A 24,991-nucleotide genomic window follows, 5' to 3' on the forward strand; every position below is an offset into this window, starting at 1 on the left:
TATTAAAACGTAGGGGCTAAATTATAGCTCGCCTTCGTTTTCAGATAGGAACTTAGCAACACCTTCAGGGCTTGCGTCCATACCTTTTTTACCTTCTTCCCAACCAGCAGGACATACTTCGCCGTTTTCGCTGTGAAATGCTAGCGCGTCAACCATGCGGATCATTTCGTCGATGTTACGACCAAGTGGTAAGTCGTTCACTACTTGGTGACGTACGTTACCTTCTTCATCGATTAGGAAAGAGCCACGAAATGCAACGCCCGCTTCAGGGTGCTCAACGTCGTATGCTTTACAAATTTCGTGCTTAACGTCTGCAACTAGTGCGTATTGAACTTTACCAATACCGCCGTCTGCTACAGCAGTGTTACGCCATGCGTTGTGTGAGAATTGTGAATCGATAGAAACACCAATTACTTCTACGCCACGCTTTTGGAATTCTTCGTAACGCTTATCAAATGCGATAAGTTCTGAAGGACATACAAACGTGAAATCTAGTGGGTAAAAGAAGATTACTGCTTTTTTACCTTTAATTGTTTCATGAAGGTTATAGCTATCTACAATTTCACCATTACCTAGTACAGCTGCAGCGGTAAAGTCTGGTGCCTGGCGGCCTACTAATACACCCATTTTATTCTCCAAATATTTTGAGTTTGTTGTCGATTGCATACGCAATGCTGATACTTATATGGGCGCTAAAAATTAAAAAACAATAGCGCCAACACATAATTACGTGGCATTTTAAATTTAATAAGGAAAAAAGAACAATCGTATTTAGCGATGTGCACAATCGAAAATACCGAACAGATATTAAAACTTTATTACGCCTATAAAAAAACCTGCATTTGCAGGTTTTAAAAATGGGCTAATCCATGATATCGGAAGGCATATCGCCTTTAATATTTTGCCAGATTTCACCGGTTTGATGGCCAAACTTACGCATCATTGAAATCGCGCCATCATGCTCACGGTTTTCAGCCAATACTGTTAGGTCTTTATAAAATTGACGTGCTAACTGGCGAGTGCCTGCGTCTGAGAAATAATGACAACCAATTTTAAAGTAAAACCCTCTAAAACCGTTAAGTATAAGTACGTAAATGCGGTTATTACCAGCGACAGCTAATTCGTGGTGTACTTTGTAATCGTAATCTGCAAAAGCTTGCGCAGTGTCTTCAAGTTCATCGCTTTTTGATAAAATCTCAATAACACGCTCAGGGTTAAGCTTTATCGCTGCACGGGTATAAATAGCACTAATATTAGTACGTGCAGATAATAACTGATCGGTCAGCTCTGGCATTTTGTCTTCATCTAAGCGCGCCAGCGTTTCGAGTATGTTTAAACCCGATGTTTCCCAAAAGTTATTCACTCTGGTTGGTTTGCCGTGCTGAATAGTTAGCCAGCCATCGCGTGCTAAACGTTGCAGTACTTCACGTAAGGTTGTTCTGGTTACACCAATTAACTCAGAAAGCTCACGCTCTGCAGGTAGAATTGAACCTGGAGGGAAATCGCCGTTCCAGATAGATTCAACTATATACTCTTCAGCAAATCCTGCTGGGCTTTTAGCTTTAAAAATTCTCATTCAATTCCCACTCGAATTAATCACAACTCATCGTTTTATACGAATAACTGACAGATTGTACCAGATGAAATATAACTAACAAGTAAACTCGTTGATATAAGTGCCAACCAGCCGCTGAAAATTTCGCAATAGTAAATAATAAAATTCAACATGCTTAAATTAGGCCTAATTAGCTAAATAAATTAACCCTATTCATAGTAGGTACATTAATGCTATTGCTGTTTTTGCTTAACCATTACATTACTACAATAATTCCCGTGTGCGGCAACAAACACATTCAAAAGTCGCATACAGCAGAGCCTGTTAACTGTAACGTTTAAACAAGCCTTTTTAGCGAACCAATCTTATATTACATGTTCACTTAGCAAATTAAGCTTAACCTTTCCCTAAATAGGATTGGCCATAACCGCTTATTAATTTCATTTTAGAAAAAGCCACTTCGGTAGCTTTTTTACCCTTTTTGTTGCTCGTTACTTTATCCTAGTACATAATTCAACGTCTTATTTCAATGCGGATTTTTTATGAACTGGCTAGCACAACTCCCTACTCAACGTACTCCATGGCTACTATTTACAGGCATTGTATTTTTATTAGAAGTCACCGCACTGTTTTTTCAATACCAGATGGGACTTGCTCCATGCATTATGTGTATTTACCAGCGAACTGCGGTATTAGGCTTATTAGGGGCAGGCATTATTGGCGCAACTAAACCACAAAGTAAATTAGTACGCGCTATCGCTTATTTAGTGTGGGGTGTATCAAGTGTGTGGGGTTACTTTATTGCGCGTGAGCACATTGAAATGCAAACAACCACCGATCCCTTTGCATTTAGCTGTGAGTTTGAGCCAAACTTTCCTTCATTTATGCCATTGCATGAATGGATCCCAAGCTTTTTTCAAGCCACAGGGGATTGCGGTAATATCGATTGGCAATTTGCGGGATTAAGTATGCCAGCATGGATGGAAATACTATTTTCGTTATTTACTATCACGCTTTTTGTAATTGTTACCACTCGCTTACTTACTAAAAAGACTATTTAATATGTTTACGTTTTTTACCAGTCAGCTGCCTGAACTAAAGCACCTTAAAGTGAGGCAGCGACAAGCCGTTGTTGCTATTGCGCTAAGCATGCTACCTGCCACCGATAGAGTGTTATTAAGAATAGTAAAGCTGATATTGCTCAGCCCATTGTTTTTATTATTTACTGTTTTTAAAGGGTGGGAACTCATTCCCTTTTTAATTTTAGGTGGCCTATGTTACCCGCTTTTAACAACCCCGATTGAAATAAACTTCGCTAAAAAATATTTAGCCAAAGCACTTGAGCAGTATTCACAGGGCGCTTAGCGCCCTGCCTATTATAAAGACACTTTTCCTTCTAGTTTAGCTACAAGCTTTTTACCTATTCCTTTTACGTTAGCTAAATCGCTCAGCTGGGCAAATTCGCCATTTTCAACCCTGTAATCAACAATAGCCTGCGCTTTTTTCTTACCAATACCAGGCAACTTGGCCAGCATTTCTGAATCGGCACTATTAATATTAATAACCGGCGCTTGCGGCATTTCAACCATAGGCTTATCTTCAACAGGGTTAGCGTGGGTAAACGCGCTAAAGCTTAAAAAGCTAATAATAAGTAGCGTTAATAGATTTTTCATTTGTCATTCCTTATTTTTGTTTATACCAAAGCGTTATAGTTAAACGGCTAATTTGGCTTTAAACATGTGCTTAATTTTTATTTGAGGAAATAATGTTAAATAAGGAGCAACGCGCATCACTTACATTATTTCCAGTGCATAATCACCTAAATCCGAAAACCTAAAATGCAGCTGGTACAACAAGTGATTGCTTAACTAAAGTAAAGTTACGCTTTTTTGTCAAATTGATGACAAGCTAAAAATGCACCAAATACTTGCAATTTTACACACAAACATTTACTGTATATAAAAACAGTGACCTACGGGTCAGTAACCACATTACCACGCAATCAAGCAGGAGAGATCATGGCTGTTGTTGTTAAATATGTTGTAGAACGAAACGGAGTTGAGCGAATGACGTTTACTACTAAAAAAGAAGCGGATGCCTATGACAAAATGCTCGATATAGCAGAATCGCTTGAAGTAATGCTGGAAAAAGTAGATGTGCCACTGAGCGAGCAACAGGTTGAATCGCTTGCGCTTGAAATTGCAAAGAGTAAAGATGACTTTATGGCGGTGTTAAAAGGCGCAAAAGAGCCCACAACAAAAAGTACAGCTAAAGCTAAAAAAGCCGACAACGTAGCATCAATAAAAGATAACGACGAGCAACAAGCTAGCTAATTTGTGACTATTTTAAATAAAGGGCTGCTACTAAATAGCAGCCCTTTTTTATTAATTTTTGAACAGTTACAAATTTTTTCTGGCTTTTTAAACTGAAATTGATACATTAATCCGGTTAATAGCGAGTGTTTATGTGCCATGTCAGTATTTATTAAGTCTTTTTACCAAAAATTTTTCCCAGCCCGTCAGTTGCTTATTCGTCAAAATGGCGAAGTTAAGCATGTTGTTTTGGCGCCTTGGTTTCAGCTTTTTACAGTACTGCTTATTTTAGGCACTATTACTTGGGTCGGTATTTCTAGTTTTCGTGTTTATAGCCAAACAAATAAAATTACCGACATAGAACAAAGCCAAATTGACAAACAACAAGTGTGGCAAAAGCAGATCCAAGAACAAAAAGCACTGCACGCTAAGCAATTAGAGCAACTTGCTGTACTAGAGCAAAAGCAGGCACTTTTGCAAGGTATGATTGAATCCCTCCCCGCATCTATTAGTAAAGAGACAATAAAACTAGAAGAACAACTTGAATCGCCTGTTAATCAAGACAAAGGCGAGTTTCATGAACCACTTGTAGATGAAGAGCCGAAAAACAAACACGCCAGCCTTCTAACGCCAATCACTTTTGCCGCACGTTATGAGCGCTTAAATAAATACTACGAGCACAATTTTGCGCTTATTGATGCGCAAATTAATAAACGCCATGATGCAATTTTAGCGATGCTAAAAGGCGCAGGCTTAGAATCAGCCCTTGAACAACATTTAGCACTGGGCGCACAAACCACTGCGCAAGGTGGCCCGTTAGATGTATTTGATGAAACTAAAATACCAGGGCAGTTTTTAGCCATTGTTGATAAGCTATTATTACTTAACAACCTTGAAAACTTTTTAACAGAGCTGCCTAACTCACTGCCCTTGCCTGCAGCTAAATACTATATTTCGAGCAACTTTGGGTTACGTAAAGATCCGATGAACAACCGCCGCGCTTTTCACAAAGGTGTTGATTTAGCTGGCTGGCATAAAACCGAAATTTTTGCCCCTGCTGATGCACGTGTATTGCGCGCTGGTAAAAATGGCGGCTATGGTAACTTTATCGAGCTAGAGCACAAAAATGGCTTGGTCACCCGTTTTGGCCACTTAAATAAAATTAAAGTGAAAAAAGGCCAAACAATTGCTAAAAATGAGGTAATTGGATTAATGGGCAGTACTGGCAGAAGTACCAGCACCCACTTACACTATGAAGTGTTACTCGATGGCAAACATGTCAATCCTCTAAAAATAACAAAGGCGCTTTCTCGTGTTCGGTAAAAAAAAGCAACCAAGTAGTCAAACTACGTTAAAAAGAGTAAATCATACCCCTTCTATTATTTCTGAGGATGTGCGCTTAACTGGCACACTTACCAGCCAAGGCGAAGTGCAGCTAGATGGCCGAATTGATGGCGATATAAAGGCAGAGCACCTGGTAATTGGCTCTACCGGCATTGTTGAAGGTGTGGTTGAAGCTAAAAGTGTCATTGTAAAAGGTAAAATTATTGGCTCACTAAACGCAAGTGAAGTGAATATTCAAAGCAGCGCTCACGTACATGGCGATGTTTTTCACGACACACTAAGTATTGATGCGGGAGCCATTATTGAAGGCAGCTTAAAACAGCGCTTTGAAAAAGAAGAACCGGAACTTATTAGCGAAGATTTAAAGCCGGCTAAAGAAGTAAAAACTTTGCTTGATGATGCTGATAGCGACTTGTCGTTTGTTAATAAGCAAGCCGCTGATAAAGCCAAATCTAATTAAGCGCTCATTACTTTTTCTCGGTTATGTACATCGTAATATCTGCAGTGAACACCAGTTCATTGCGGGTATTGTAAAGCTTAACTGGCACTACTAAATCTTCTTTATCTACCCATTGGCGAGGCAAGTCGATTTCTGCAATAGCAGTTACATCGGTATCAACCTTTGCTAAATAGTGTACCGTCATTCCTTTTGGGATCCAGCGATGCGTTTTATAAGGCACGGTGGCATCTACCATTACACCAGCACACAGCTCAGCTAAGTTACATTGTGCAATAGCATGAATAGTCCCAATATGGTTATGCACACTACGGCGGTTTTTTACGACAGCGCTACAGTGCCCTTCTCTTAAATCGAGCACGTAAGGTTTCATTGAGCCAAAATACGGGGCTTTTATGCATACCGCTTTGCTAAACAACCAATTGCCAAAAGGTAAGCGTTTAAATTTAAGCCAGGTTTTTAAAAGGGCTGATTTATTACTCATTGTTATTTCCCATTTTGTGTTTATAAATCCAAATTAACACATCAGACCAGTTAAAAAAAGCGCAATTCACCGCGCTGTTAATCCTAATGTCATGAAATATTTATCACAATAAAGCGAGGCTCACTCATAAGCCCTTTCTTTTTTATAAGCGGGCACCTAAAATAGCCAGCAAAAGGAGACCTAATGCAAACACAGCCCGCTAAACCTAACTTAATTTTATTACTCATCTTAGCGTTACTCGTAATATTTTGCCCTATGGCAATTGATATTTATCTTCCCGCTTTTCCAACTATTGCCACGCAATTTAACGTAACCGAACAACAGGTTCAGCAAACAGTGGCTATTTTTATGCTTACTGTGGGTTTAGGGCAATTAATTGCAGGGCCGCTTGCCGATAAGTTTGGCCGAAAGCCGGTAGCGGTTGTAGGTGTTAGCTTGTATGCAGGCTCAGCCTTACTTGCCTACATGGCACCCTCTTTTGCTGTATTAATGTTTGCACGCGCTCTGCAAGGGTTAGGTGCATGTGCTACGTTTGTTGTTGCTTTTGCCATTGTACGTGATAAATACGGCAGCGAACGCAGCGGGCAAATGATTACCTATTTAAATGGAATTGTGTGTTTTATTCCTGCGCTTGCGCCTATTTTAGGTGCTTGGCTTACCGTGCAATTTGGCTGGCGCATGAACTTTATGTTTTTAACCTTGTTTGCGTTAGCGGGCCTAGTCATTACGCTCACCTTATTTAGAGAAACCCGCCCTGCTGATAGTCACTACCAAGGGCATATATTGGACTTACGCCGCTTTGTGCCAATATTAAAAACACCGATATTTTTATTTAATAGCTTACTGTGTATGGTCGCCATGTCGGCGATTCTTGTGTATGTCACCTTGGCACCTGGGTGGATCATTACGCACTTAGGGGGCACCGTTGCCGACTTTACTTTTTGGTTTACGCTCAATGCCGTATTAAGTATTGTAGCCAGCTTTATTACGCCCATTTATATTAAACGTAATAGCCAAAAAGCCCTGCGCGTTGGAGTTACAGTATTGGTAGCCTCTGGCATATTAATGATTGCACTTAGCCATATAGAATCGGCCATTGCGCTTATGCTACCTATTTTAATTGCTGCACTTGGTTTTGCCCTGAGCTTAGGCTCTGCGGCTGGTATGGCGTTATCGCGCTTTCCAAAACAAGCCGGTACAGCCTCTGCCTTAATTGGTGCTATGCAAATGAGTGGCGCTAGTGTGCTTGTGTTTTTAACGCAATATTTAGGCCTTAGCACACCTTGGCTAATTGCTTTTCATTTATTGTTACTGGCACCACTTTGGCTAATTTTAATGAGTAAAAAAGCCCATACATTGCACCCGGTTAATACATGATCAACCCTGATTTTTTAGTATCCTTTTTACTAGCGAGCTTTTTAATGGCGGTGGCCCCTGGGCCATCAAACGCATTTTTAATGGCGCAAACATTTGCCAATGGCAGAGCGGCAGGTATGCAAAGCGCATTTGGCTTTGCTTTAGGTGGAGTAATACACACATTTTTTGCTGTTATTGGATTAAGCGCGGTATTAAAAGCCTCGCCCACCGCTTATAGTGCAGTACAGTACTTAGGCGCGGCTTATTTGTGCTATTTAGGGCTTGTGATGATTAAAAGCACTTTTTCGCAGCCAAATACCGTGGATTGCGCTAGTGATGATAAGCCTCATGTAAGCACCAGTAAAAAGCCAAATGTCATGTTTCAAGCCATGATGACCGAGGTATTAAACCCTAAAGTCGCGTTATTTTTTATTGCTTTTATCCCTCAGTTTGTAGACCCAAGCTTATCATCGGCAACGTTTCAATTAGCATTTTTTGGCCTGCTCTACCCTATTTTTGCTTTCCCAATTGACTGTACGTATATTTACTTTGGCGACAAAATAGCGCAATTTTTCAAAAAATACCCACATAGCCAACTTTGGATAGACCGAGTGACCGGCATGGTATTTATTGCACTGGCCATTAATTTATTATACTAATTACACTAAATTGGTATTACTTAACCAAAACCTTGGTTACTCAACAAAATAAGATGCAGCATGGAACAAAAAAAACAATCGCTACCCGCTAATAAAAATATTGCCTTAGTTGCGCATGATGGTAAAAAAGCCGCGCTGAAATTATGGTGCGAAAAACACAAAGAAGCCTTAAGCAGACACACCTTATACGGTACTGGCACTACAGGCCATTTAATCGAAAAAACCACCGGGCTAGAGGTTATTCAGCTATTAAGTGGCCCTATGGGGGGCGATCAACAGCTAGGAGCTAAAATTGCCGAGCACGAGATTCATGTACTGGTGTTTTTTTGGGATCCGTTGGCATCGCAACCACACGACCCTGATGTTAAAGCACTACTGCGTTTAGCTGCTGTTTGGAATATTCCCGTGGCCTGTAATGAAGTCAGCGCCGACATGTTATTAAGCTCGCCCTTAATGGACACTGAGCTTGAACGTACTTTGCCAGATTACGAAAAATACCTCGCAACCCGACAAATCAGTCTTTAAACCTTTTAAGCTACTTATAAAGCATGCTGGCCCATTTTGTTAGGCCAGCCGTTACACTACCAAAGTGATCGCCATTCAGCATTTTAATATCACCTAAATGCTCACTTAACGCGGCTTTAATAAGTGGTGACTGCGCACTCCCCCCTGTTAAATAAATAACGTCTGGGGTGGTTCCTGCATCGGTAATTGCTTGTTTTGCTAACGTTACTATTTGGCTAATACTACTTTCTACTGCAACCGCTAAATCGCTAACCGATAGGTTTTTACTAAGGTCATTATCTAAAAAGCGAAGATCGCAATCAAAAGCATCTGCCGATGAAAGCGCTATTTTAGCCGCCTCACCTTGCTGTACCAACTGATGGCCCTGTTTATTTTGCTGTAAATGAATTAAGCGTTTGAAAAGCGCAGGTGCACTGACATCGCGTAATTGGGCAGTGAGTTCTCGATAGTGGCTTTCACTATAAAACTGACTTTGTAAATTTACATCATTAATTTTACAGGCTTGCCAAAAAGGTTGGTTTGGTAAAGGTAGGCCGGATTTAAAGGTACTGCCTAAACCAAGCAATGGCATTAAACCATGAAAACTAAGCGCTATATCTAAGTCATTCCCGCCAACTCGCTTACCGCTGTGGGCTAAAAAGTCATTATCGCGTTCACTGTTACCTCTAAAGCTTGGCCCCATTTGTACAAACGAGCAATCGCTGGTACCACCGCCAATATCAATAACCAGCACTTTTTGGTCTTCCACTAAACTACTTTCGTAATCAATCCCTGCTGCAAGCGGTTCGTATAAAAACTCCACATCTTTAAAGCCCGCACGCTTAGCTGCGCGCTCTAAAATACCTACAGCTTGCTGATTTGACTGCTCACCGCCAACGGCCTGAAAGTTAACTGGACGACCAATAACCGTTTGCGTAAGTGGGGTTTTAAGTGAAAGCTCTGCGCGTTGCTTTATTTTTAAAATCATTGCGGTAGCAATATCTTCAAAAAAATTAATTTGCCCTTGCTTTAAGCCTGTGGCACCAAAAAACGATTTAGGTGATTTTACAAAGTAGCCTTCTTCAGGAAACTGCACATATTCACTAATGGCTTCACGGCCAATAAAAAGCGTTTCATCTGTAGGTTGTAAATCAAGATCTGACTTAATACGTGGGAGTGTATTTAATAAAGCTTGGCGCTGCGTTAAAAAGTCATGCTCGTGGGCAGTGCCTTTTACATGCTTTGCCACAAAGTCGACAACTAATGCGCTATGGTGCGTATAAAGAGTAGAAGGTAAATAATGTTTTCCTTGCTCAAGTGGCACTAACTGTACTTCCTCTTGCTCCATAACACCCATGGCACAATTAGAACTACCGTAATCAAAACCTACAAACATACTTCACCATACATTAGAAAAAGGCCGCGCAATTTAGCATACTTTGCCAAAATTATAAACGCTAATGACCCTCCCTCACCCTTAAAAAGCTCGCAAAACGTGGTAAGCCATGCTTTGTTAACCCGTGGTACCGATACGTTACCGTGCTGCCTATAGCCGGAGGTGTTTGGCGCTGTTTGTTACTAAAGCCCGTGCCTATTTTAAATATTTGCCCATGAGGTGTTTTTACTTTTAATGCACCTAACATACCGGTGTATTTTCCTTTACCCGGTAAATGTGCAATAACAACCGCTTCAGCATCAAGATAGGGCTTTAACTTTAATAATGTATTGCTGCGCCCGCTTTTATATTTAGCATTGGCTAAATGCAGCATCACCCCTTCAGCCCCTTGCTTAGTTAAATCTTCAAAGTACGCTGTTAATTGGGCTGTGCTAGTAAAGCGGTGTTGTTTAACTGCAGTTATATGCTGCTTATTGATTTGTTTTACCAAGGCTTGGTAGTTTTTATAACGCGCACTAAAAGGAAGGGTTGGGTCTGGCATATCAAATATTTGATAGCGTATAGCGTGCCAATCTGAATTACTGGGGCGTTTAGTTCTTACAATCCCACTGACCAAAGAAAATTGAGTGCGTGCTATCCACAGCTCCCCATCTAACCAAACATTTGGTAATGGCGCCGTAAACCAATTCGGGGCGTTAATCGCATTTCCTTTACGGGTAATAAATTTATCGCCCGTCCATATTGCTCTTACACCATCAAATTTTTCACTGACGAGGTATTCACTAATATTGCCATGTTTAGCTTCATCATATACTTTTGCCAATAACACCTGAGGCTGCGCCGCAAAAACAAGCGATGAGCCAATTAAGCTGACAATGAGAAGTAAGTACTTTAGCTGAGCCATTACTGCATCCCTGCAAATAAAATAAGGCTTTAACTATAGTTGAGATTCGACCCACTGCCAAAACTCACCTAGGTCAGCCATTTTGTACGCCGCCTTACTAAAGTCATGGTCAATTGTATGATGATTTGCAATCGCAACGACTCTAACCTGTGCATTAGTTGCAGCACAAACGCCCGTAAAGGTGTCTTCAACAGCAATTGCATGCTCTGGGTCTACATGTATGTGCTCAAGCGCTAAAAGGTAAGGATCGCCTGCTGGCTTTGGATTTGTTACATCGTCTTTTGTCACTACAGTATCAAATAACTCATAAAAACCTAGCCCTTTTAAAATAGGCATAGCTTCGCTGCGAGCACTACCGGTAACTAACGCCATTTTTAGCCCACTGTTTTTAACAGCGTGTAAGGTTTGCTCAGTAAAAGGCATAACAGGCGGTAAATTAGTTTTTACGTATTCACCAAATAATCGATATTTTTCATCTGCTAAAAACTGTGCGCTGACGTCTAAATTATGCTCATTTTTAATATCAATTGCTGCTTCTAACGTTGGGCGCCCTGAAAAGCGCTGACAAAACTCCACTTCGTTATAACTTACATTGTAGGGTGCAAGCAGCTGACTCCAACACTCAAAGTGCATGCTTTCAGAGTCAACTAGCGTGCCATCCATATCAAACAATACTGCGTTTAAGCTCATCCTCATTCCTTAAATTTTAACGTTAAAAAAGGCGCCTAGGCGCCTTTATAATATTATGCTGTTAAGCCAGCAGGTGGCTCAGCAAATGCTTCCTCACCGGTTTCAACATCAACCAGTTCGTAGCCTCGGGCTTTGCGCACAACCTTAAGTACTGGTTTTTCTAGCGCCGTTTTTAAACGATCGGCATCAGCTGCTAACTCATCTAGCGTTGTACCAAAAGGTGCTGCGCCTGTTTCTGACCAATTAGTTACTTTGCCATTTAAGTTATATTCTACTTCGTGTATTTGGTATTGCGCTGCTTCATCTTTCGTTGCTTCACAAAAAATTACACGGTAGTTCCAAAATCCAGCCATTTTTCTATCTCATTAAAGTTAATTAACGCTACTTTACCAGCTTTATAAAAACATAAAAGCCTGCACTAGGCAGGCTTTTAAAAATTAATAAAATTTAAGGTTATCTTTAGAAGAAGTTAACTTTAAATTCAGCACCAATGTAGCGCTCTTCATTAACAATACCCGTATTGTTATTGAAGTCTACCGCACCAATTGCTTGTTGCTCATCAAATAAGTTACGAACAAATGCAGATACTTGGTACTCGTAGTCACCTTCAGCCCACTCGTAGCCTGCACGTAAACCTACTTCTGTTAATGCTTTACCTTCAAATTCTACTGAATCGTATAGGAACATGTTAATTTCGCTACGGTAAGAAATATCACCTAATGCGAAGAAATTACCATCTTCAAGTTCTTTCGTATAACGAAGGGTAAAGTTAGAGATCCACTCTGGCGCATGCGGTAAGCTGTTGCCATCTAGCACAGCTAAACCAGCATCGTTAATAGGGTCATTCACGATACATTGAGCACATACCGCTACAGCTAACTCATCATCTTTAATTTCAGTCTTGTTGTAGCTTAAGTTAAATGTTGCATTAAACTCATCGCTTAATACCCATTCTGTATCTAGCTCAAAACCGTAGCCTGTTGTTTTATCAGCGTTAACTAGGCGGTTAAAGTTAGCACCACCACCTACAGCAGTAAGCTGTTGGTCGTCCATTGTGTAGTAAAATACCGTTGCATTTACACGGCCTTGGCCGTCAAGAACGTCTGATTTAATACCGGTTTCGAATGAAGTAACGGTTTCTGACTCAGCCGTTGTTACGTCATCACCAAATAAAATACGACCTTGTAAGCTAGGCGCACGGAACGTGTTTGCTACACGGCTGTACCAGTTTACATCGTCATTAACTTTGTAGTTTGCAGATAAATCCCAGCTTACGTGGCTGTCACTTACACTACGCTCTACGTATAAAGCACCACCGCCAATTGGGCTAATTGTACGGTCTGCAACAAAATCTTTTTCGTCATCAGAGTAACGAAGACCCGCTGTTACTTTTAACTTATCTGAGAAGATGTAATCTACTGAGCCGAAAATAGCCCATGCTGTCGTGTCTTGTTGTTGCTGAACATAACCGTTTAAAGCGCCAGCAGGTGAAGAGAACGTATCGTAACTAAAGTTTTCGATTGTAAGCTCTTCATCAAAGTAAAAAAGACCAACTTGGTAGTTTAAGTCACCGCTAAAATTACTAGCAAGGCGAAGCTCTTGCGTTAACTGATCTTGCTCTGGAATACCATCCGCACTTTCTGAAGAAAACGGAATAAAACCTGGACCCATGTAATCAGGGATATAAGAAGCACCGTAACCGCCGTCAATATCTGCACGTGAGTATATTTCTGCACTTTCCCAACCTGAAATAGAGGTTAGCGTGTATTCATCGCTAATATCCCACTCAAGCTTTAAGCTTGCGCCTTCAGATTCAACTTGCTGGGTATTGCGTACAGCGGCATCTTGATAAACAACATCATGCTCGTAGTTGTCTACTAAATCGTTTGAGCCTGATTCAATAACGTTTGCACGAAACGCAATTGGTGAGCCGTCTAGGTCACGCGTGTGGTAGTTTAGTAGAGCAGTAAAGTCATCGCCTTCGTATAAAAACTGAATACGCGCTGCTTTTTCTGTGTAGCCGCCTTGCTCGTCTTTCGCTTCAAAGCCAGGCGCTTGGTTGTCGATGTAATCATCTTTATCTTGCCATAGCAAAGAAACACGTGCAGATAAACGGTCAGTTAATGCACCACCTACAGCGCCTTCTGTATCTACAGCGCCACGGCTACCGTAAGAAACAGCACCGTAACCTTCAAATTCTTGGCTTGGTTTAACAGTATCAAATTTAACTAGGCCAGCCGGCGTATTACGGCCAAACAAAGTACCTTGTGGACCACGTAGTACTTCTACACGCTCAACATCAAATACTGGAAAGCCTTTTAAAATGGCATTTTCTTGAACCACTTCATCAACAACTAATGAAACAGGTTGTGAAGCATTAAGATCGAAATCGGTATTACCCAAACCACGAACATAAAAACGAGGGAAAGAACGTCCAAACGATGATTCGATTGAAAGACTTGGGATTTTCGCACTCATAAAGCGAATATCCATACCAGCAGAACTATAAGCATCAAGGTTATCACCTTGTAATGCAGATACAGCAACAGGCACTTCTTGTGCATTTTCTACACGTTTACGAGCAGTAACTTGAATAACTTCTAATTGGTTATTTTTTTTTGCAGTTTCTTCTTCAGCAGCAAGAGTAGAAACAGAGGTACCAGCTGCAGATAATAAAGCAGCATTAATTATGGTCGCTATTGCAGTTTTTTTGATTGCTTTCATGTCGGGTATAAACCTTTTGTATGCACTCTTGTTCAACGGTTTTTTGTGTTGCGCAATGTATTCATTGCGGGCTCGTACAATTTTTCGCGTCTAGCTTTATGGCGCGCGGACCTCATCACCGAGAGTACAAAAACGGAGTAATGAGGCTGAACGAACGATGAAGATTATACCATCGTATTACAAATTTACTGCATAAATATGTACAAAAAAGTAAACTTTTTTGCAACATTTAACCTCATTTTATAGCTTATTTACCCGCTTTTAGATGCAAAAGACTAATAATGCGGACATATGTCCTTTCTTTCAAAAGTCACTTTAAAGTAGCAAACTGCGTATTTTTACAAATAAACCCAAACTAGAAACGCGCAGTTAAAACCCGTTAATGCTTGCTAAATTTTAAAGGCTAAATTCATTGAGTACGCTTTAACGCAATTTCTCCATCAATGTGAATATCGCGCTGTGGAAACGCAATCACCACATCGTGTTTTTCAAAAACAGCATAAATACTAAAACGGATATCACTACGTACTTTTCTGAGCATGGTTTCTGACTCTGCACAAACCCAAAAAATTGCATTAAACACCAGTGAGCTATCAGCGAAGTCGTCAAATAAAACAGAGGCTTTTGGATTTGTTAGTATCGCATCATGATCATCAAGTACTTGTTGAATTAAGGTTTTAACTAACAATACATCGCTGCCATAAGCAACACCTACGCTAACCGAAGAGCGGGCATTACCGTCTATTAAGGTCCAGTTAGTCACTGTGTTTTCTAATAGTTGCGAATTAGGGATTAACATATGCACACCATCGTTACGGCGAATGCGGGTAGAGCGCGTATTAATAGTCTCTACTACGCCCTTTGCATTACCCACTTCTAAAAAGTCCCCAATACGAATTGGCCGCTCCCACATTAAAATCCAGCCACTAATAAAGTTATTAATAATGTTTTGCGCACCAAATCCAACCCCAATGGCTATAGCCCCTGATACAAATGCAAAGGCCGTAAGCGGAATACTTAAAACCTCTAACGAGGTGAAAATTAATATTGCGATACTCAAAATAAAATAAATGCGCGTAAATAGATGGACCGCGTCTTGGCTGATTTTTTTTGCCAACAGTGTTTTTTTAATAAGTTTGCCAATGCGCGTTACTACAAACCACATAGCAAATAAAATTAAAGGAACTTGTATAACCTTAGCCACGGTGATGTGTACATCGTTATAGGTAAAAATAACCAAGCTGAGATAATGTTGAATGTGTTCGAGCGTCATGTGTTTTCCAAAGTATTATTTATTGTTTGTTATTTGTTCAGTAAAAATGAGTGTGGTTCAGTCTTCGCTAAGCTTAGCACGGCATAATAGTGTTAAAACGCTAAGTTAATAGGTTTAACGTTTTTGTTTAAACAATTTATTAACTCTTTATTGCACCGAGTGCTATATAAATAGTGTACAAGCACTGGAGATTACATATGTCACAACTTACTCTAAATCAAAGACTCGCTACTTTGCAGCCGCAGGTAGATTTAAATTTGTTTGAAAGCAGCCTAGATTACCGCAATAAAATTTTGTGCCTTCTTGCTGAGCAAGAACAAACACTTGCTACTATTAATAAAGAATTTGGCCAGCAATCTAATAGCTTTGGTTCTGAAAAACGCTTTGTTCTTGGCTATAACTAGCCTTTAAAAAACACACACAATACAATATTTAAGTAGCCTTACGTTTATTTTTAAGGCTACTTTTACCTCCAAATCGCATTTTTAGTAGCTAATTTGCGTTTAAATCCCGCTTAATACCGATAAACTTTATTGTATAAACGCCAAAATTTGATAAGTTAACTGGGTTTTCGACTCGAAAAGCCTATTTCGGCTCATCTTTTTATGGAGTTATTATGCGTAAAACACTGATCGCCACTACTATTGCTAGTGCCCTAATCCTATCTGCTTGTTCATCTAACGAAACTCAGAACACAGCTAAAGAGAGCGCAGCACAAGTGCAAGATATGAACGCAAACAATGTATTATTCAAACCAAGCCCATTACAATACATGGCACCAGAGTTTGATAAGTTTGGTACAAAAGACTACGAAGCAGGCTTTGATGCAGGTATTGCTCAGCACACTGCGCAAGTTCAAGCTATTGCAAACAACCCAGAACCAGCAACATTTGAAAACACACTTGTTGAGATGGAAAAATCTGGTGAGTTGTTAAACCGCGTATCTGCTGCTTTTTACAACCTATCGGGTTTAATTTCAGATGACGAATACCAACGTATAAGCAAAAAAATGGCGCCGGTATTATCTGCTCACTCTGATGACATTTACCTAAATGGTGCGTTATTTAAGCGTGTACAAACTATTTACGACAATAAAGATGCGCTTAACGCTGAAGATCAACGCTTAGTTGATTTCTACTACAAGCAATTTGTAAAAGCCGGTGCTAAGTTAAGTGATGCTGAAAAAGCAAAAATGCGTGAAATAAATGCTCAGCTTGCAGAGCTATCTACTGCGTTCTCTCAAAACATTTTAAAATCGTTTAAAGAAGACGTTATTGTTGTTACAGACAAATCTAAACTTGCTGGCCTATCTGAAGGTGAAATTGCAGGCCTTGCAGCCGCAGCTAAAAAAGCAGGCAAAGACGGCTACATGATCACCTTGGTTAATACCACTCAGCAGCCTATCTTATCAAGCCTTGAAAACCGTGAACTACGCGAGCAAATTTTTAAAGCCTCTACAAACCGTGCTGCTAAAACTAACGGCCCTATCATTATTGAAGAAACTAACCTGCGTGCACAAAAAGCAGAGCTGTTAGGCTTTAAAGATTGGGCATCGTATGTAATGACTTCGCGTATGGCACAAACAACCGACAACGTATACGGCATTTTAGATGACCTTGCACCAAAAGCTGTTGAAAAAGCCAAAGCAGAAGCGGCCGCTATCCAAAAAGTAATTAACGATTCTGGCGAAAGCTTTGAGCTTAAGCCATGGGACTGGGCGTTTTACGCAGAAAAAGTACGTGCTGAAAAGTACGACCTAGATCCTGCGCTAGTTAAGCCATACTTTGAAATGAACTCTGTGATCCATGATGGGTTATTCTTCGCAATGAACAAGCTTTACGGTATCACCTTTAAAGAGCGTAAAGACTTACCTGTTTACCACGAAGATGTAACAGCGTACGAAGTATTTAACGCAGATGGCAGCGCTATTGGTTTATTTTACATGGACCCATACGCACGCGAAGGTAAGCGTGGCGGTGCATGGATGAGTGCATACGTAAGCCAAAGCGGCTTAAAAGGCACTAAACCGGTTATTTACAACGCACAAAACATTCCAAAACCAGCTGAAGGTGAGCCAACGCTAATGACCTTCGACGAAGTATCGACTATGTTCCATGAATTTGGTCATGCTGCGCACGGTTTATTCTCAAATGTTAAATACCCAAGCCTAGCGGGTACTGCTACAGCACGTGACTTTGTTGAATTTCCTTCACAGGCACACGAAGACTGGATGATTGAACCTACCGTACTTGCTAACTACGCTAAGCATTACAAAACGGGTGAGCCAATTCCACAAGCATTACTTGATAAAGTATTAGCATCGCAAAAATTCAACCAAGGCTTTGGTACTACTGAATACTTAGCAGCTGCTTTACTTGATATGGAATGGCACTCATTTGGTTCTGATAAAAAAATCAGTGATGTTCAAAAGTTTGAAAGCGATGCGCTAAAAGCACACGGTATTGATTACTACCCAGTGCCACCGCGTTATAAATCAAACTACTTTAGCCATACTTTTGCCGGTGGTTACTCAGCAGGTTACTACGCCTACCTATGGACTGAAGTATTTGCAGCCGATGCGTTTGCACATATGGAAAATAACGGTGGTCTAACCCGTGAAAACGGTGACAAGTTCCGTAAAGAAATCCTATCAAAAGGTAACAGCCGCGACTTAATGCAAAGCTACATTGAGTTTAGAGGCCAAAAACCAACGACAGACGCACTTCTTAAGCGCCGTGGTTTGGTTGATTAATAACCTCGTTTATTAATTTTAACCTTATAAAAGCCCGCTTGCGGGCTTTTATTGTTTATAACAGATAAACTAGCCACACTATAAATTATAAAAAACGACAATTATGGGCTATTTATTTGCAGTTACCCTACTTTGGGCTTTTTCATTTAGTTTAATTGGTGTGTACCTAGCAGGCCAAGTTGATGCGTGGTTTAGCGTATTAATACGAGTTGCATTAGCCACATTGGTTTTTTTACCCTTTTTAAAACCTAAACTTACCTCAAAACCACTCGCACTTAAGCTAATGCTGATAGGCGCTGTGCAACTGGGTGTTATGTACAGCTTTTACTATCACTCCTTTTTATTTTTAAGCGTACCCGAAGTGTTGCTCTTTACCGTTATGACGCCGCTTTATATAACGCTTTTAAACGATGCACTTAATAAGCATTTTAACCCTCGCTTTTTTGCGGTTGCGCTTATTGCCGTACTAGGCGCGGTAGCTATTCGCTGGGAAAGCCTCAATAGTCATTTCATCATCGGTTTATTACTGGTTCAGGGTGCCAATATTAGTTTTGCCACCGGACAAGTAACTTATAAACGTTTAATGGCCACTAATCAGCTGGATGACAAAACCGTATTTGGTTGGTTTTTTATTGGCGCATTAGTAGTGGCGAGTGCTTGCTACGCTTTATTTGGCAATACAAGCAAATTACCGAGTACACTTACCCAGTGGGGTATTTTAATATATTTAGGTATTGTAGCCTCGGGCCTTGGTTACTTTTTATGGAACAAAGGGGCAACAAAAGTAAATGTGGGAGCATTAGCCGTTATGAACAACGTGCTTATTCCTGCCGGTATTATTGTTAACGTGCTTATATGGAATAAAAATGCCGACATTATGCGCTTAAGTATGGGGGGTGCAATTATGTTAGCGGCACTGGTAATTAATCAATTGGGGACAAATAAACAGAACGTCACATCCTTGTAGCTAATTTGTCATTGAACGCGATTAGGGTTGAATAAAATAACGTTAAGGAACAAACATGAAACATCTCACCCTAATAACAAGCTCAGTAATACTTGCACTACTGAGCGGCTGCGACGACGATGTCGAAGTTGTAGAAAAAGACGTAGTCGTTACCAATACCACCGTTGAGGTTGTTGAAGTACCGACGCCTGTAATTGTTGAAGTTGCAAAAGGCGAGGCGCCTGATATTCAATTAGGTACTCGTGCCGACTACCTAATTAACGATATGGCACAAAGCGATTTAAAAACAAAATTAGAATCGTGTACAGATGGGCCATTTTACCGTACAGATTTTTCTATTGGTCATCGTGGTGCGCCAATGCAATACCCTGAGCATACAAAGGAGTCTTATATAGCTGCGGCGCGTATGGGCGCAGGTATTGTTGAGTGCGATGTAACCTTTACCAGCGACAAAGAGCTCGTGTGTCGCCACTCTCAGTGCGATTTGCACACCACCACCAATATATTAGCCATTCCTGAACTTGCCGCTAAGTGCAGTGTGCCTTTTACTCCAGCTAACGCGGCCAGTGGCACGCCTGCCACCGCTAAATGCTGCACAAGCGATATCAGCCTGAGCGAATTTTTAACGCTTGAAGGTAAAATGGATGGCGCCAACACCCAAGTCACTACTGTTGGTGAATATATGCAGGGCACGCCCAGCTGGCGCACCGATTTATACGCCACAGGTGGAACATTAGTAACTCATAAACAAAGTATTGAGTTATTTAAAAGCCTGGGTGTAAAAATGACCCCAGAGCTAAAATCGCCGCAAGTTAGCATGCCTTTTGAGGGAATGACACAACAGCAATACGCGCAAAAAATGCTTGATGAATACACGCAATTGAACGTACCAAGCAGTGATGTGTACCCGCAATCGTTTAATCTTGATGATGTGAAATATTGGATAAATAACAACCCCGACTTTGCAAATCAAAGCGTATATTTAGATGGCCGTGACAGCGAAGCGGGCTTTGATCCAAGTAACCCTGCAACGTGGCAACCAAGTATGGAAGAGCTAGTAGCCGATGGCGTTAAAATATTAGCGCCCCCTATTTGGATGATGCTCACCATAGACAACGAAAGTAATATTGTCCCCTCACAATACGCCATTGACGCAAAAGCTGCAGGGCTTGAACTGATAGCATGGAGCCTTGAGCGCTCGGGGCCTCTTAACGAGGGCGGTGGCTACTACTATCAATCAATCGCCGATGTTATCGATAACGATGGCGACATGATGACGGTGGTTGATGTACTCGCGCAGGATGTTGGGGTTATGGGTATATTTTCGGATTGGCCCGCGACCGTAAGCTACTACGCAAGTTGTAATAAAATGCCTGCAAGCATTTAAAAAACCAGTATCAGTGGTCGTTTATTTTTTTGCGCTCAGTTACCATAACTTTATTAATTATTTAACTGAGCGCTTTTATGATAATCCAACACCATAATACCGACCTAGCCACCCCAACAGGCTTAATGCGTACTACCGTTTACCGCCCACAAGCAGCTGGCCAATACCCAAGTATTATTTTTTACTCTGAAATTTTTCAGCAAACCGCGCCTATTGCGCGCAGCGCTGCTATTTTAGCAAGCCACGGTTTTGTTGTGTTAGTGCCTGAGGTATTTCATGAGCTAAACCCGATTGGTACTGTACTTGCGTACGATGACGCGGGTAAAGATAAAGGCAATGCCGATAAATGGCAAAAGCCACTTGAGCACCACGACAGCGACACACAAGCACTCATCGACTTTGTACAAAGCCAAGATTACTGCACTGGCACAGTAGGCGCCATGGGTGTGTGCATTGGTGGGCATTTAGCTTACAGAGCCGCATTAAACCCACACATAAAAGCCGCATTTTGTTTATACGCCACCGATATTCATAGTGATACCTTAACTGCTAATGCAGGTAACAATTCGTTTGAACGCATGGCTGATATTCAAGGTGAAATACACTTTATTTGGGGTAAACAAGACCCACATGTACCGCAACAAGGCCGAAGTAAAATTTACCAGCAGTGTGTAGCCACGGGTATTAACTATCACTGGCAAGAAGTAAACGCACAGCATGCGTTTATGCGTGATGAGGGCGAGCGTTACGATGCCGCGCTTGCAATTACTATGTACCAGCAAGCGGTTGCATTATTTAATCGTACTTTGTAATTAAGTGCGGTTTTACGTGCTTTTTAGCATGCCCAGTGCAGTATGTTGTTTAACAAAATATGCTTTTAAATAATCAATAAACAACCTGAGCTTTTTGGAGCCTGCCGCCCCAGGTGGAAACACGCCATAAAGCTCAATATCTTTTGTTTTATAATCATCGAGTATTATTTCTAACAGCCCTGCTTGCACTTTAGGCCACGCATCATACAACGGAATGCGCCCAAGCCCGTGCCCAGCCTCTACAAACGCGGTACGCGCAGCGGCATTATTGGTGCTTATGCCGCCTTGTAGTATTACATCGTATTTTTTGCCCTCTTTGCTAAGGGTTAATGTTTTACTGCTAAGTTGGTACACCACCCATTTATGCAAGGCTAATTCAGCTGGCGTTTTAGGTTTGCCAAAGTGTTCAAAATACTCAGCTGAGCCACAAATACAGGTACTCATGGTTGTTAGTTTAGTGGCTTGTAAGTTTGAGTCACTTAAAGCGACCCCACGAATAGCAATATCAAAGCCGTTTTTTATTATATCAACCACATCATCGGTTAGTTGCAGGTCTATTTCAATTTTGGGGTATTGGCGTTTAAACGTATTAATTGCAGGCACAATTAGTTGCATGCCTACATTAACAGGGCAGCTAATTTTTAATACTCCTTGTGGCTCACTTTTAATGTTTTCTATTTGCTGATTAGCTGCGTTTGCTTGTTCTGTGATCACTCTACAGCGCTCATAATACGCAATGCCCGCCTCAGTTAGCGCCATAGTGCGGGTTGAGCGATTTAGCAGCGTAACTTCTAATTGCGTTTCTAATTTTTTAAGGTGATAACTTACCACCGCACGCGTTAACCCCAACTGCTTTGCAGCCGCGGTTAAACTGCCCTGCTCGACAATTTGCGCAAATACCACCATGCTTTTAAGTTGCTCAAACGACACTTTCATCACAAACCCACCAATGATTATTCAACCCAATAATTGTATCAATAATTAAACCAATAAAGTTAAATTTATCATCGTTGTTTAAATCCTTTTAAGTGCATATAGTTATTACAGCACCTTGGTTAACACCAAGCTTTAATTTACTCACTAATCGAAGGAATATTGTTATGGCTAAAAAAATACTTATGGTACTTACCTCACATTCAGAGCTTGGCAACACAGGCGAAAAAACAGGTTTTTGGGTAGAAGAATTTGCAGCACCTTACTATGCATTTGTTGATGCTGGTGCAGAGGTAACACTTGCATCCCCTGCGGGTGGCCAACCGCCGATTGACCCAACTAGCACGCTTTCTGACTTTGAAACCGATGCAACAAAGCGCTATGACAGCGATAGCGCAGCACAAACACTTATGGCAAACACCAAAAAGTTAAGTGAAGTAAACGCCAGCGATTTTGACGCGGTATTTTACCCAGGCGGCCACGGCCCACTATGGGATTTAGTAGATAACAGCGATTCAATCTCACTTATTGAAAAGTTTGTAAAAGAGCAAAAGCCAGTAGCGGCTGTTTGCCACGCAAGTGCCGCTTTTTTAAATGTTAAAGATGCACAAGGCAATGCGCTCGTAGCCGGTAAAAAAGTAACAGGCTTTACTAACTCAGAAGAAGCTGCCGTGCAATTAACAGACGTAGTGCCATTTTTAGTTGAAGATGAACTCATTAAAAAAGGCGGCGATTATCAAAAAACCGACGACTGGGGCGTATTAGCGCTCGAAGATGGTTTAGTGATTACAGGCCAAAATCCAGCAAGTTCAGAGCTTGCTGCGAAAAAACTATTAACTAAACTAGGTTAAAATAACCTCTGTGCGCGGCGTATAACGCCGCGCTTATTAAATCGCTTTTAATAGCGAAAACATACTCCTATACTGGTACAAAACAATCCTACTAAAGCGTTTATATGCCAACTACCCCATCATCATCTTCACTGATAACCAGTACGCGATTTGCAATTTTTAGCGTAGTTTTTATATGCCTAATACTACAGGTGATCAATAGTTTACCTGGCATTACGCTTAATGGTTTAGGTATTTACCCTCGCAGCGTTCAAGGGTTAATCGGCATTTTATGCGCCCCATTTTTACATGGCAGCTGGTGGCACTTTGCTAGCAACATGTTGCCTTTTGCTGTACTTAGCTGGCTAATTTGCCAATACAGTGTAAAACGCTTTTATACCGTGTTTATATTTACTGCGTTAATTGGCGGGCTATTAGTGTGGGCCTTTGGTCGAAGTAGTTTTCATGTTGGATTAAGCGGCGTTATTTATGGTTTATGGGGATTTATACTTTGCTATGGCGTGGTTAGGCGCTCATTTAAGTCTATTGTTATTGCCCTAGTAGTGGCAGTGCTTTACAGCGGATTTATTTGGGGCGTGCTACCACAACGCTTTCATGTCTCGTTCGAGAGTCACCTTTTTGGAGCATTAAGTGGGTTCTTTTTAGGGTATAAACTTGCCAAAGCAGATAAATTAAAAGCACGATAATTTTTTCATTGCCTTTAATTAATTTTTTACGCCCCCAGCTTGTTATCTATGAGTATATAAATTAATTACATTTTTAAATTGAGGTTATTTATGAGTAATGAACACGAATACACGCCGCCTAAAGTTTGGACGTGGGACAGCGAAAGTGGTGGTAAATTTGCTAATATTAACCGCCCTATTGCCGGCGCCACTCATGACAAAACCTTAGACATTGGCAAGCATGCGTTTCAACTTTATTCATTAGCCACGCCTAATGGCCAAAAAGCGACCATTATGTTTGAAGAGTTATTAGAGCTTGGCCTAACCGATGCCGACTACGATGCCTATTTAATTAACATTGGCGAAGGCGACCAATTTGGCTCAGACTTTGTTGATATTAATCCAAACTCTAAAATTCCTGCGCTAATGGATCACTCTACCACGCCACCAACACGCATTTTTGAGTCGGGTTCAATTTTACAATACTTGGCAGAAAAATTTGATGTGCTAATCCCAAAAGATTTTAAAGCCAAGACCGAGTGCCGTAATTGGCTATTTTGGCAAATGGGTTCAGCGCCTTATTTAGGTGGCGGATTTGGTCATTTTTATAGCTACGCACCAACAAAAATGCAATACCCAATAGACCGTTTTACTATGGAAACTAAACGCCAGCTCGATGTATTAAATCGCCACTTAAGTGAAAACGAATACATGGCGGGTAGCGAATACTCTATTGCAGACATTGCCATTTGGCCTTGGTATGGCTCGTTGATGCTTGGAAAATTATACGACGCCGCTGAGTTTTTAGATGTTGCCTCTTACACTCATGTAATGCGCTGGGCAGAGCAAATAGCAAAGCGCCCCGCTGTTAAACGTGGTCAACGTGTTAATCGCACCTGGGGCCCTGAAGAAGAGCAACTTAGCGAACGACATAACGCCAGCGACTTTTAATCTAACAGCCCATAA

At 41.0% G+C, this 24,991-nt stretch carries 27 protein-coding genes; 16 read left to right on the top strand and 11 right to left on the bottom strand.

Annotated elements, in window-relative coordinates; all coding sequences use genetic code 11:
• Window positions 1-21 precede the first annotated feature (21 nt).
• Both NQT65_RS05740 and fadR read right to left on the bottom strand, forming a co-directional pair.
• Window positions 22-627, bottom strand: a complete 606-nt coding sequence (locus NQT65_RS05740; RefSeq protein ID WP_004587374.1) for a peroxiredoxin — start codon at window positions 625-627, stop codon at window positions 22-24.
• Between the two features lie 235 nt (window positions 628-862).
• Entirely contained in the window at window positions 863-1,576 is a 714-nt protein-coding gene (fadR, locus tag NQT65_RS05745; RefSeq protein ID WP_004587375.1) for a fatty acid metabolism transcriptional regulator FadR, read from the bottom strand.
• Window positions 1,577-2,097: 521 nt separating this feature from the next.
• Here fadR and dsbB point away from each other — a divergent pair.
• Both dsbB and NQT65_RS05755 read left to right on the top strand, forming a co-directional pair.
• Complete coding sequence (dsbB, locus tag NQT65_RS05750) at window positions 2,098-2,616, top strand: disulfide bond formation protein DsbB (protein WP_256845584.1); 519 nt, start codon at window positions 2,098-2,100, stop codon at window positions 2,614-2,616.
• 1 nt (window position 2,617) lies between these two features.
• Complete coding sequence (locus NQT65_RS05755) at window positions 2,618-2,920, top strand: DUF6170 family protein (RefSeq protein WP_004587377.1); 303 nt, start codon at window positions 2,618-2,620, stop codon at window positions 2,918-2,920.
• A gap of 11 nt (window positions 2,921-2,931) precedes the next feature.
• On the opposite strand, the gene NQT65_RS05760 is transcribed toward NQT65_RS05755, so the two are convergent.
• Window positions 2,932-3,228 (bottom strand): ComEA family DNA-binding protein, encoded by a 297-nt coding sequence (locus NQT65_RS05760; RefSeq protein WP_004587378.1) that lies wholly within the window; start codon window positions 3,226-3,228, stop codon window positions 2,932-2,934.
• 345 nt (window positions 3,229-3,573) lie between these two features.
• Between NQT65_RS05760 and NQT65_RS05765 the strand changes: the two genes are divergently transcribed.
• The 3 genes from NQT65_RS05765 (at window position 3,574) to NQT65_RS05775 (ending at window position 5,671) form a co-directional block, all read left to right on the top strand.
• A complete protein-coding gene (locus NQT65_RS05765; protein ID WP_055253001.1) occupies window positions 3,574-3,888 on the top strand; it encodes a YebG family protein in 315 nt (104 codons plus the stop codon).
• Window positions 3,889-4,026: 138 nt separating this feature from the next.
• Complete coding sequence (locus NQT65_RS05770) at window positions 4,027-5,190, top strand: M23 family metallopeptidase (RefSeq protein ID WP_256850687.1); 1,164 nt, start codon at window positions 4,027-4,029, stop codon at window positions 5,188-5,190.
• The gene (locus NQT65_RS05775) at window positions 5,180-5,671 is read left to right on the top strand and encodes a bactofilin family protein (protein ID WP_004587381.1); all 492 of its coding nucleotides are present in this window, start codon (window positions 5,180-5,182) and stop codon (window positions 5,669-5,671) included. The genes NQT65_RS05770 and NQT65_RS05775 overlap by 11 nt, the downstream gene beginning before the upstream one ends.
• 7 nt (window positions 5,672-5,678) lie before the next feature.
• Here NQT65_RS05775 and NQT65_RS05780 read toward each other — a convergent pair whose 3' ends face one another.
• Window positions 5,679-6,152 carry a hotdog fold domain-containing protein gene (locus NQT65_RS05780; protein ID WP_029773430.1) on the bottom strand — a complete coding sequence of 158 codons (474 nt, stop codon included), beginning with the start codon at window positions 6,150-6,152 and terminating at the stop codon, window positions 5,679-5,681.
• Window positions 6,153-6,335: 183 nt separating this feature from the next.
• On the opposite strand from NQT65_RS05780, the gene NQT65_RS05785 reads away from it, so the two are divergent.
• The 3 genes from NQT65_RS05785 to NQT65_RS05795 are packed head-to-tail and all read left to right on the top strand — an operon-like array spanning window position 6,336 to window position 8,692.
• Entirely contained in the window at window positions 6,336-7,529 is a 1,194-nt protein-coding gene (locus NQT65_RS05785; RefSeq protein WP_055252998.1) for a multidrug effflux MFS transporter, read from the top strand.
• Window positions 7,526-8,167: a LysE family translocator gene (locus tag NQT65_RS05790; protein WP_126006308.1), complete on the top strand. Its 642-nt coding sequence runs from the start codon at window positions 7,526-7,528 to the stop codon at window positions 8,165-8,167. The genes NQT65_RS05785 and NQT65_RS05790 overlap by 4 nt, the downstream gene beginning before the upstream one ends.
• 60 nt (window positions 8,168-8,227) lie before the next feature.
• Complete coding sequence (locus NQT65_RS05795; protein ID WP_004587385.1) at window positions 8,228-8,692, top strand: methylglyoxal synthase; 465 nt, start codon at window positions 8,228-8,230, stop codon at window positions 8,690-8,692.
• Window positions 8,693-8,702: 10 nt separating this feature from the next.
• Here NQT65_RS05795 and yegD read toward each other — a convergent pair whose 3' ends face one another.
• The 6 genes from yegD to NQT65_RS05825 form a co-directional block, all read right to left on the bottom strand.
• Entirely contained in the window at window positions 8,703-10,067 is a 1,365-nt protein-coding gene (gene yegD / locus NQT65_RS05800; protein WP_256850688.1) for a molecular chaperone, read from the bottom strand.
• A 61-nt stretch (window positions 10,068-10,128) separates the two neighbouring features.
• Window positions 10,129-10,971, bottom strand: coding sequence for a DNA ligase (locus NQT65_RS05805; RefSeq protein ID WP_256850689.1), 843 nt, complete (start codon window positions 10,969-10,971; stop codon window positions 10,129-10,131).
• A gap of 33 nt (window positions 10,972-11,004) precedes the next feature.
• Window positions 11,005-11,661 carry an HAD family hydrolase gene (locus tag NQT65_RS05810; protein ID WP_256850690.1) on the bottom strand — a complete coding sequence of 219 codons (657 nt, stop codon included), beginning with the start codon at window positions 11,659-11,661 and terminating at the stop codon, window positions 11,005-11,007.
• 53 nt (window positions 11,662-11,714) lie between these two features.
• On the bottom strand, window positions 11,715-12,014 hold the full coding sequence (locus tag NQT65_RS05815; RefSeq protein WP_004587389.1) for a hypothetical protein: 300 nt from the start codon (window positions 12,012-12,014) through the stop codon (window positions 11,715-11,717).
• 106 nt (window positions 12,015-12,120) lie between these two features.
• Window positions 12,121-14,385: a TonB-dependent receptor gene (locus NQT65_RS05820; RefSeq protein ID WP_024034236.1), complete on the bottom strand. Its 2,265-nt coding sequence runs from the start codon at window positions 14,383-14,385 to the stop codon at window positions 12,121-12,123.
• A 409-nt stretch (window positions 14,386-14,794) separates the two neighbouring features.
• Window positions 14,795-15,658 carry a mechanosensitive ion channel family protein gene (locus tag NQT65_RS05825; protein ID WP_024034237.1) on the bottom strand — a complete coding sequence of 288 codons (864 nt, stop codon included), beginning with the start codon at window positions 15,656-15,658 and terminating at the stop codon, window positions 14,795-14,797.
• A 197-nt stretch (window positions 15,659-15,855) separates the two neighbouring features.
• Here NQT65_RS05825 and NQT65_RS05830 point away from each other — a divergent pair, with 197 nt between their 5' ends.
• The 5 genes from NQT65_RS05830 to NQT65_RS05850 all read left to right on the top strand — a co-directional run bounded on the left by NQT65_RS05830 (window position 15,856) and on the right by NQT65_RS05850 (window position 21,576).
• Window positions 15,856-16,062, top strand: a complete 207-nt coding sequence (locus NQT65_RS05830) for a hypothetical protein (protein WP_004587392.1) — start codon at window positions 15,856-15,858, stop codon at window positions 16,060-16,062.
• A 212-nt stretch (window positions 16,063-16,274) separates the two neighbouring features.
• Window positions 16,275-18,410, top strand: coding sequence for a M3 family metallopeptidase (locus NQT65_RS05835; protein ID WP_256850691.1), 2,136 nt, complete (start codon window positions 16,275-16,277; stop codon window positions 18,408-18,410).
• A gap of 103 nt (window positions 18,411-18,513) precedes the next feature.
• Window positions 18,514-19,377 (top strand): carboxylate/amino acid/amine transporter, encoded by an 864-nt coding sequence (locus NQT65_RS05840; RefSeq protein ID WP_256850692.1) that lies wholly within the window; start codon window positions 18,514-18,516, stop codon window positions 19,375-19,377.
• A gap of 55 nt (window positions 19,378-19,432) precedes the next feature.
• On the top strand, window positions 19,433-20,764 hold the full coding sequence (locus NQT65_RS05845) for a glycerophosphodiester phosphodiesterase family protein (RefSeq protein WP_256850693.1): 1,332 nt from the start codon (window positions 19,433-19,435) through the stop codon (window positions 20,762-20,764).
• 77 nt (window positions 20,765-20,841) lie between these two features.
• Window positions 20,842-21,576 carry a dienelactone hydrolase family protein gene (locus NQT65_RS05850; RefSeq protein WP_055252990.1) on the top strand — a complete coding sequence of 245 codons (735 nt, stop codon included), beginning with the start codon at window positions 20,842-20,844 and terminating at the stop codon, window positions 21,574-21,576.
• A 12-nt stretch (window positions 21,577-21,588) separates the two neighbouring features.
• Here the strand turns inward: NQT65_RS05850 and NQT65_RS05855 are convergent, their stop codons facing one another.
• Window positions 21,589-22,512 carry a LysR family transcriptional regulator gene (locus NQT65_RS05855; RefSeq protein WP_024034243.1) on the bottom strand — a complete coding sequence of 308 codons (924 nt, stop codon included), beginning with the start codon at window positions 22,510-22,512 and terminating at the stop codon, window positions 21,589-21,591.
• Between the two features lie 164 nt (window positions 22,513-22,676).
• Between NQT65_RS05855 and NQT65_RS05860 the strand changes: the two genes are divergently transcribed.
• From NQT65_RS05860 to yghU, 3 genes are all read left to right on the top strand, one after another.
• The gene (locus tag NQT65_RS05860; protein ID WP_256850694.1) at window positions 22,677-23,360 is read left to right on the top strand and encodes a type 1 glutamine amidotransferase domain-containing protein; all 684 of its coding nucleotides are present in this window, start codon (window positions 22,677-22,679) and stop codon (window positions 23,358-23,360) included.
• Between the two features lie 104 nt (window positions 23,361-23,464).
• Window positions 23,465-24,046 (top strand): rhomboid family intramembrane serine protease, encoded by a 582-nt coding sequence (locus tag NQT65_RS05865; protein WP_024034245.1) that lies wholly within the window; start codon window positions 23,465-23,467, stop codon window positions 24,044-24,046.
• A gap of 90 nt (window positions 24,047-24,136) precedes the next feature.
• Complete coding sequence (gene yghU, locus NQT65_RS05870) at window positions 24,137-24,976, top strand: glutathione-dependent disulfide-bond oxidoreductase (protein WP_126006290.1); 840 nt, start codon at window positions 24,137-24,139, stop codon at window positions 24,974-24,976.
• Window positions 24,977-24,991 lie beyond the last annotated feature (15 nt).

The sequence above is a fragment of the Pseudoalteromonas agarivorans genome, assembly GCF_024518735.1.
In the GTDB taxonomy this organism is placed as follows: Bacteria; Pseudomonadota; Gammaproteobacteria; order Enterobacterales; family Alteromonadaceae; genus Pseudoalteromonas; species Pseudoalteromonas atlantica.

What these genes read in the sequence shown, in the direction of transcription:
- NQT65_RS05830 (WP_004587392.1), top strand. Translation starts at nt 15,856, where the DNA reads ATGTCACAACTTACTCTAAATCAAAGACTCGCTACTTTGCAGCCGCAG.
- NQT65_RS05850 (WP_055252990.1), top strand. Translation starts at nt 20,842, where the DNA reads ATGATAATCCAACACCATAATACCGACCTAGCCACCCCAACAGGCTTA.
- NQT65_RS05805 (WP_256850689.1), bottom strand. Translation starts at nt 10,971, where the DNA reads ATGGCTCAGCTAAAGTACTTACTTCTCATTGTCAGCTTAATTGGCTCA.
- yegD (WP_256850688.1), bottom strand. Translation starts at nt 10,067, where the DNA reads ATGTTTGTAGGTTTTGATTACGGTAGTTCTAATTGTGCCATGGGTGTT.
- NQT65_RS05825 (WP_024034237.1), bottom strand. Translation starts at nt 15,658, where the DNA reads ATGACGCTCGAACACATTCAACATTATCTCAGCTTGGTTATTTTTACC.
- NQT65_RS05835 (WP_256850691.1), top strand. Translation starts at nt 16,275, where the DNA reads ATGCGTAAAACACTGATCGCCACTACTATTGCTAGTGCCCTAATCCTA.
- NQT65_RS05755 (WP_004587377.1), top strand. Translation starts at nt 2,618, where the DNA reads ATGTTTACGTTTTTTACCAGTCAGCTGCCTGAACTAAAGCACCTTAAA.
- NQT65_RS05795 (WP_004587385.1), top strand. Translation starts at nt 8,228, where the DNA reads ATGGAACAAAAAAAACAATCGCTACCCGCTAATAAAAATATTGCCTTA.
- NQT65_RS05785 (WP_055252998.1), top strand. Translation starts at nt 6,336, where the DNA reads ATGCAAACACAGCCCGCTAAACCTAACTTAATTTTATTACTCATCTTA.
- NQT65_RS05810 (WP_256850690.1), bottom strand. Translation starts at nt 11,661, where the DNA reads ATGAGCTTAAACGCAGTATTGTTTGATATGGATGGCACGCTAGTTGAC.
- fadR (WP_004587375.1), bottom strand. Translation starts at nt 1,576, where the DNA reads ATGAGAATTTTTAAAGCTAAAAGCCCAGCAGGATTTGCTGAAGAGTAT.
- NQT65_RS05765 (WP_055253001.1), top strand. Translation starts at nt 3,574, where the DNA reads ATGGCTGTTGTTGTTAAATATGTTGTAGAACGAAACGGAGTTGAGCGA.
- NQT65_RS05770 (WP_256850687.1), top strand. Translation starts at nt 4,027, where the DNA reads ATGTCAGTATTTATTAAGTCTTTTTACCAAAAATTTTTCCCAGCCCGT.
- NQT65_RS05780 (WP_029773430.1), bottom strand. Translation starts at nt 6,152, where the DNA reads ATGAGTAATAAATCAGCCCTTTTAAAAACCTGGCTTAAATTTAAACGC.
- NQT65_RS05855 (WP_024034243.1), bottom strand. Translation starts at nt 22,512, where the DNA reads ATGAAAGTGTCGTTTGAGCAACTTAAAAGCATGGTGGTATTTGCGCAA.
- NQT65_RS05815 (WP_004587389.1), bottom strand. Translation starts at nt 12,014, where the DNA reads ATGGCTGGATTTTGGAACTACCGTGTAATTTTTTGTGAAGCAACGAAA.
- NQT65_RS05740 (WP_004587374.1), bottom strand. Translation starts at nt 627, where the DNA reads ATGGGTGTATTAGTAGGCCGCCAGGCACCAGACTTTACCGCTGCAGCT.
- NQT65_RS05865 (WP_024034245.1), top strand. Translation starts at nt 23,465, where the DNA reads ATGCCAACTACCCCATCATCATCTTCACTGATAACCAGTACGCGATTT.
- NQT65_RS05760 (WP_004587378.1), bottom strand. Translation starts at nt 3,228, where the DNA reads ATGAAAAATCTATTAACGCTACTTATTATTAGCTTTTTAAGCTTTAGC.
- NQT65_RS05860 (WP_256850694.1), top strand. Translation starts at nt 22,677, where the DNA reads ATGGCTAAAAAAATACTTATGGTACTTACCTCACATTCAGAGCTTGGC.
- yghU (WP_126006290.1), top strand. Translation starts at nt 24,137, where the DNA reads ATGAGTAATGAACACGAATACACGCCGCCTAAAGTTTGGACGTGGGAC.
- NQT65_RS05840 (WP_256850692.1), top strand. Translation starts at nt 18,514, where the DNA reads ATGGGCTATTTATTTGCAGTTACCCTACTTTGGGCTTTTTCATTTAGT.
- NQT65_RS05820 (WP_024034236.1), bottom strand. Translation starts at nt 14,385, where the DNA reads ATGAAAGCAATCAAAAAAACTGCAATAGCGACCATAATTAATGCTGCT.
- NQT65_RS05790 (WP_126006308.1), top strand. Translation starts at nt 7,526, where the DNA reads ATGATCAACCCTGATTTTTTAGTATCCTTTTTACTAGCGAGCTTTTTA.
- dsbB (WP_256845584.1), top strand. Translation starts at nt 2,098, where the DNA reads ATGAACTGGCTAGCACAACTCCCTACTCAACGTACTCCATGGCTACTA.
- NQT65_RS05845 (WP_256850693.1), top strand. Translation starts at nt 19,433, where the DNA reads ATGAAACATCTCACCCTAATAACAAGCTCAGTAATACTTGCACTACTG.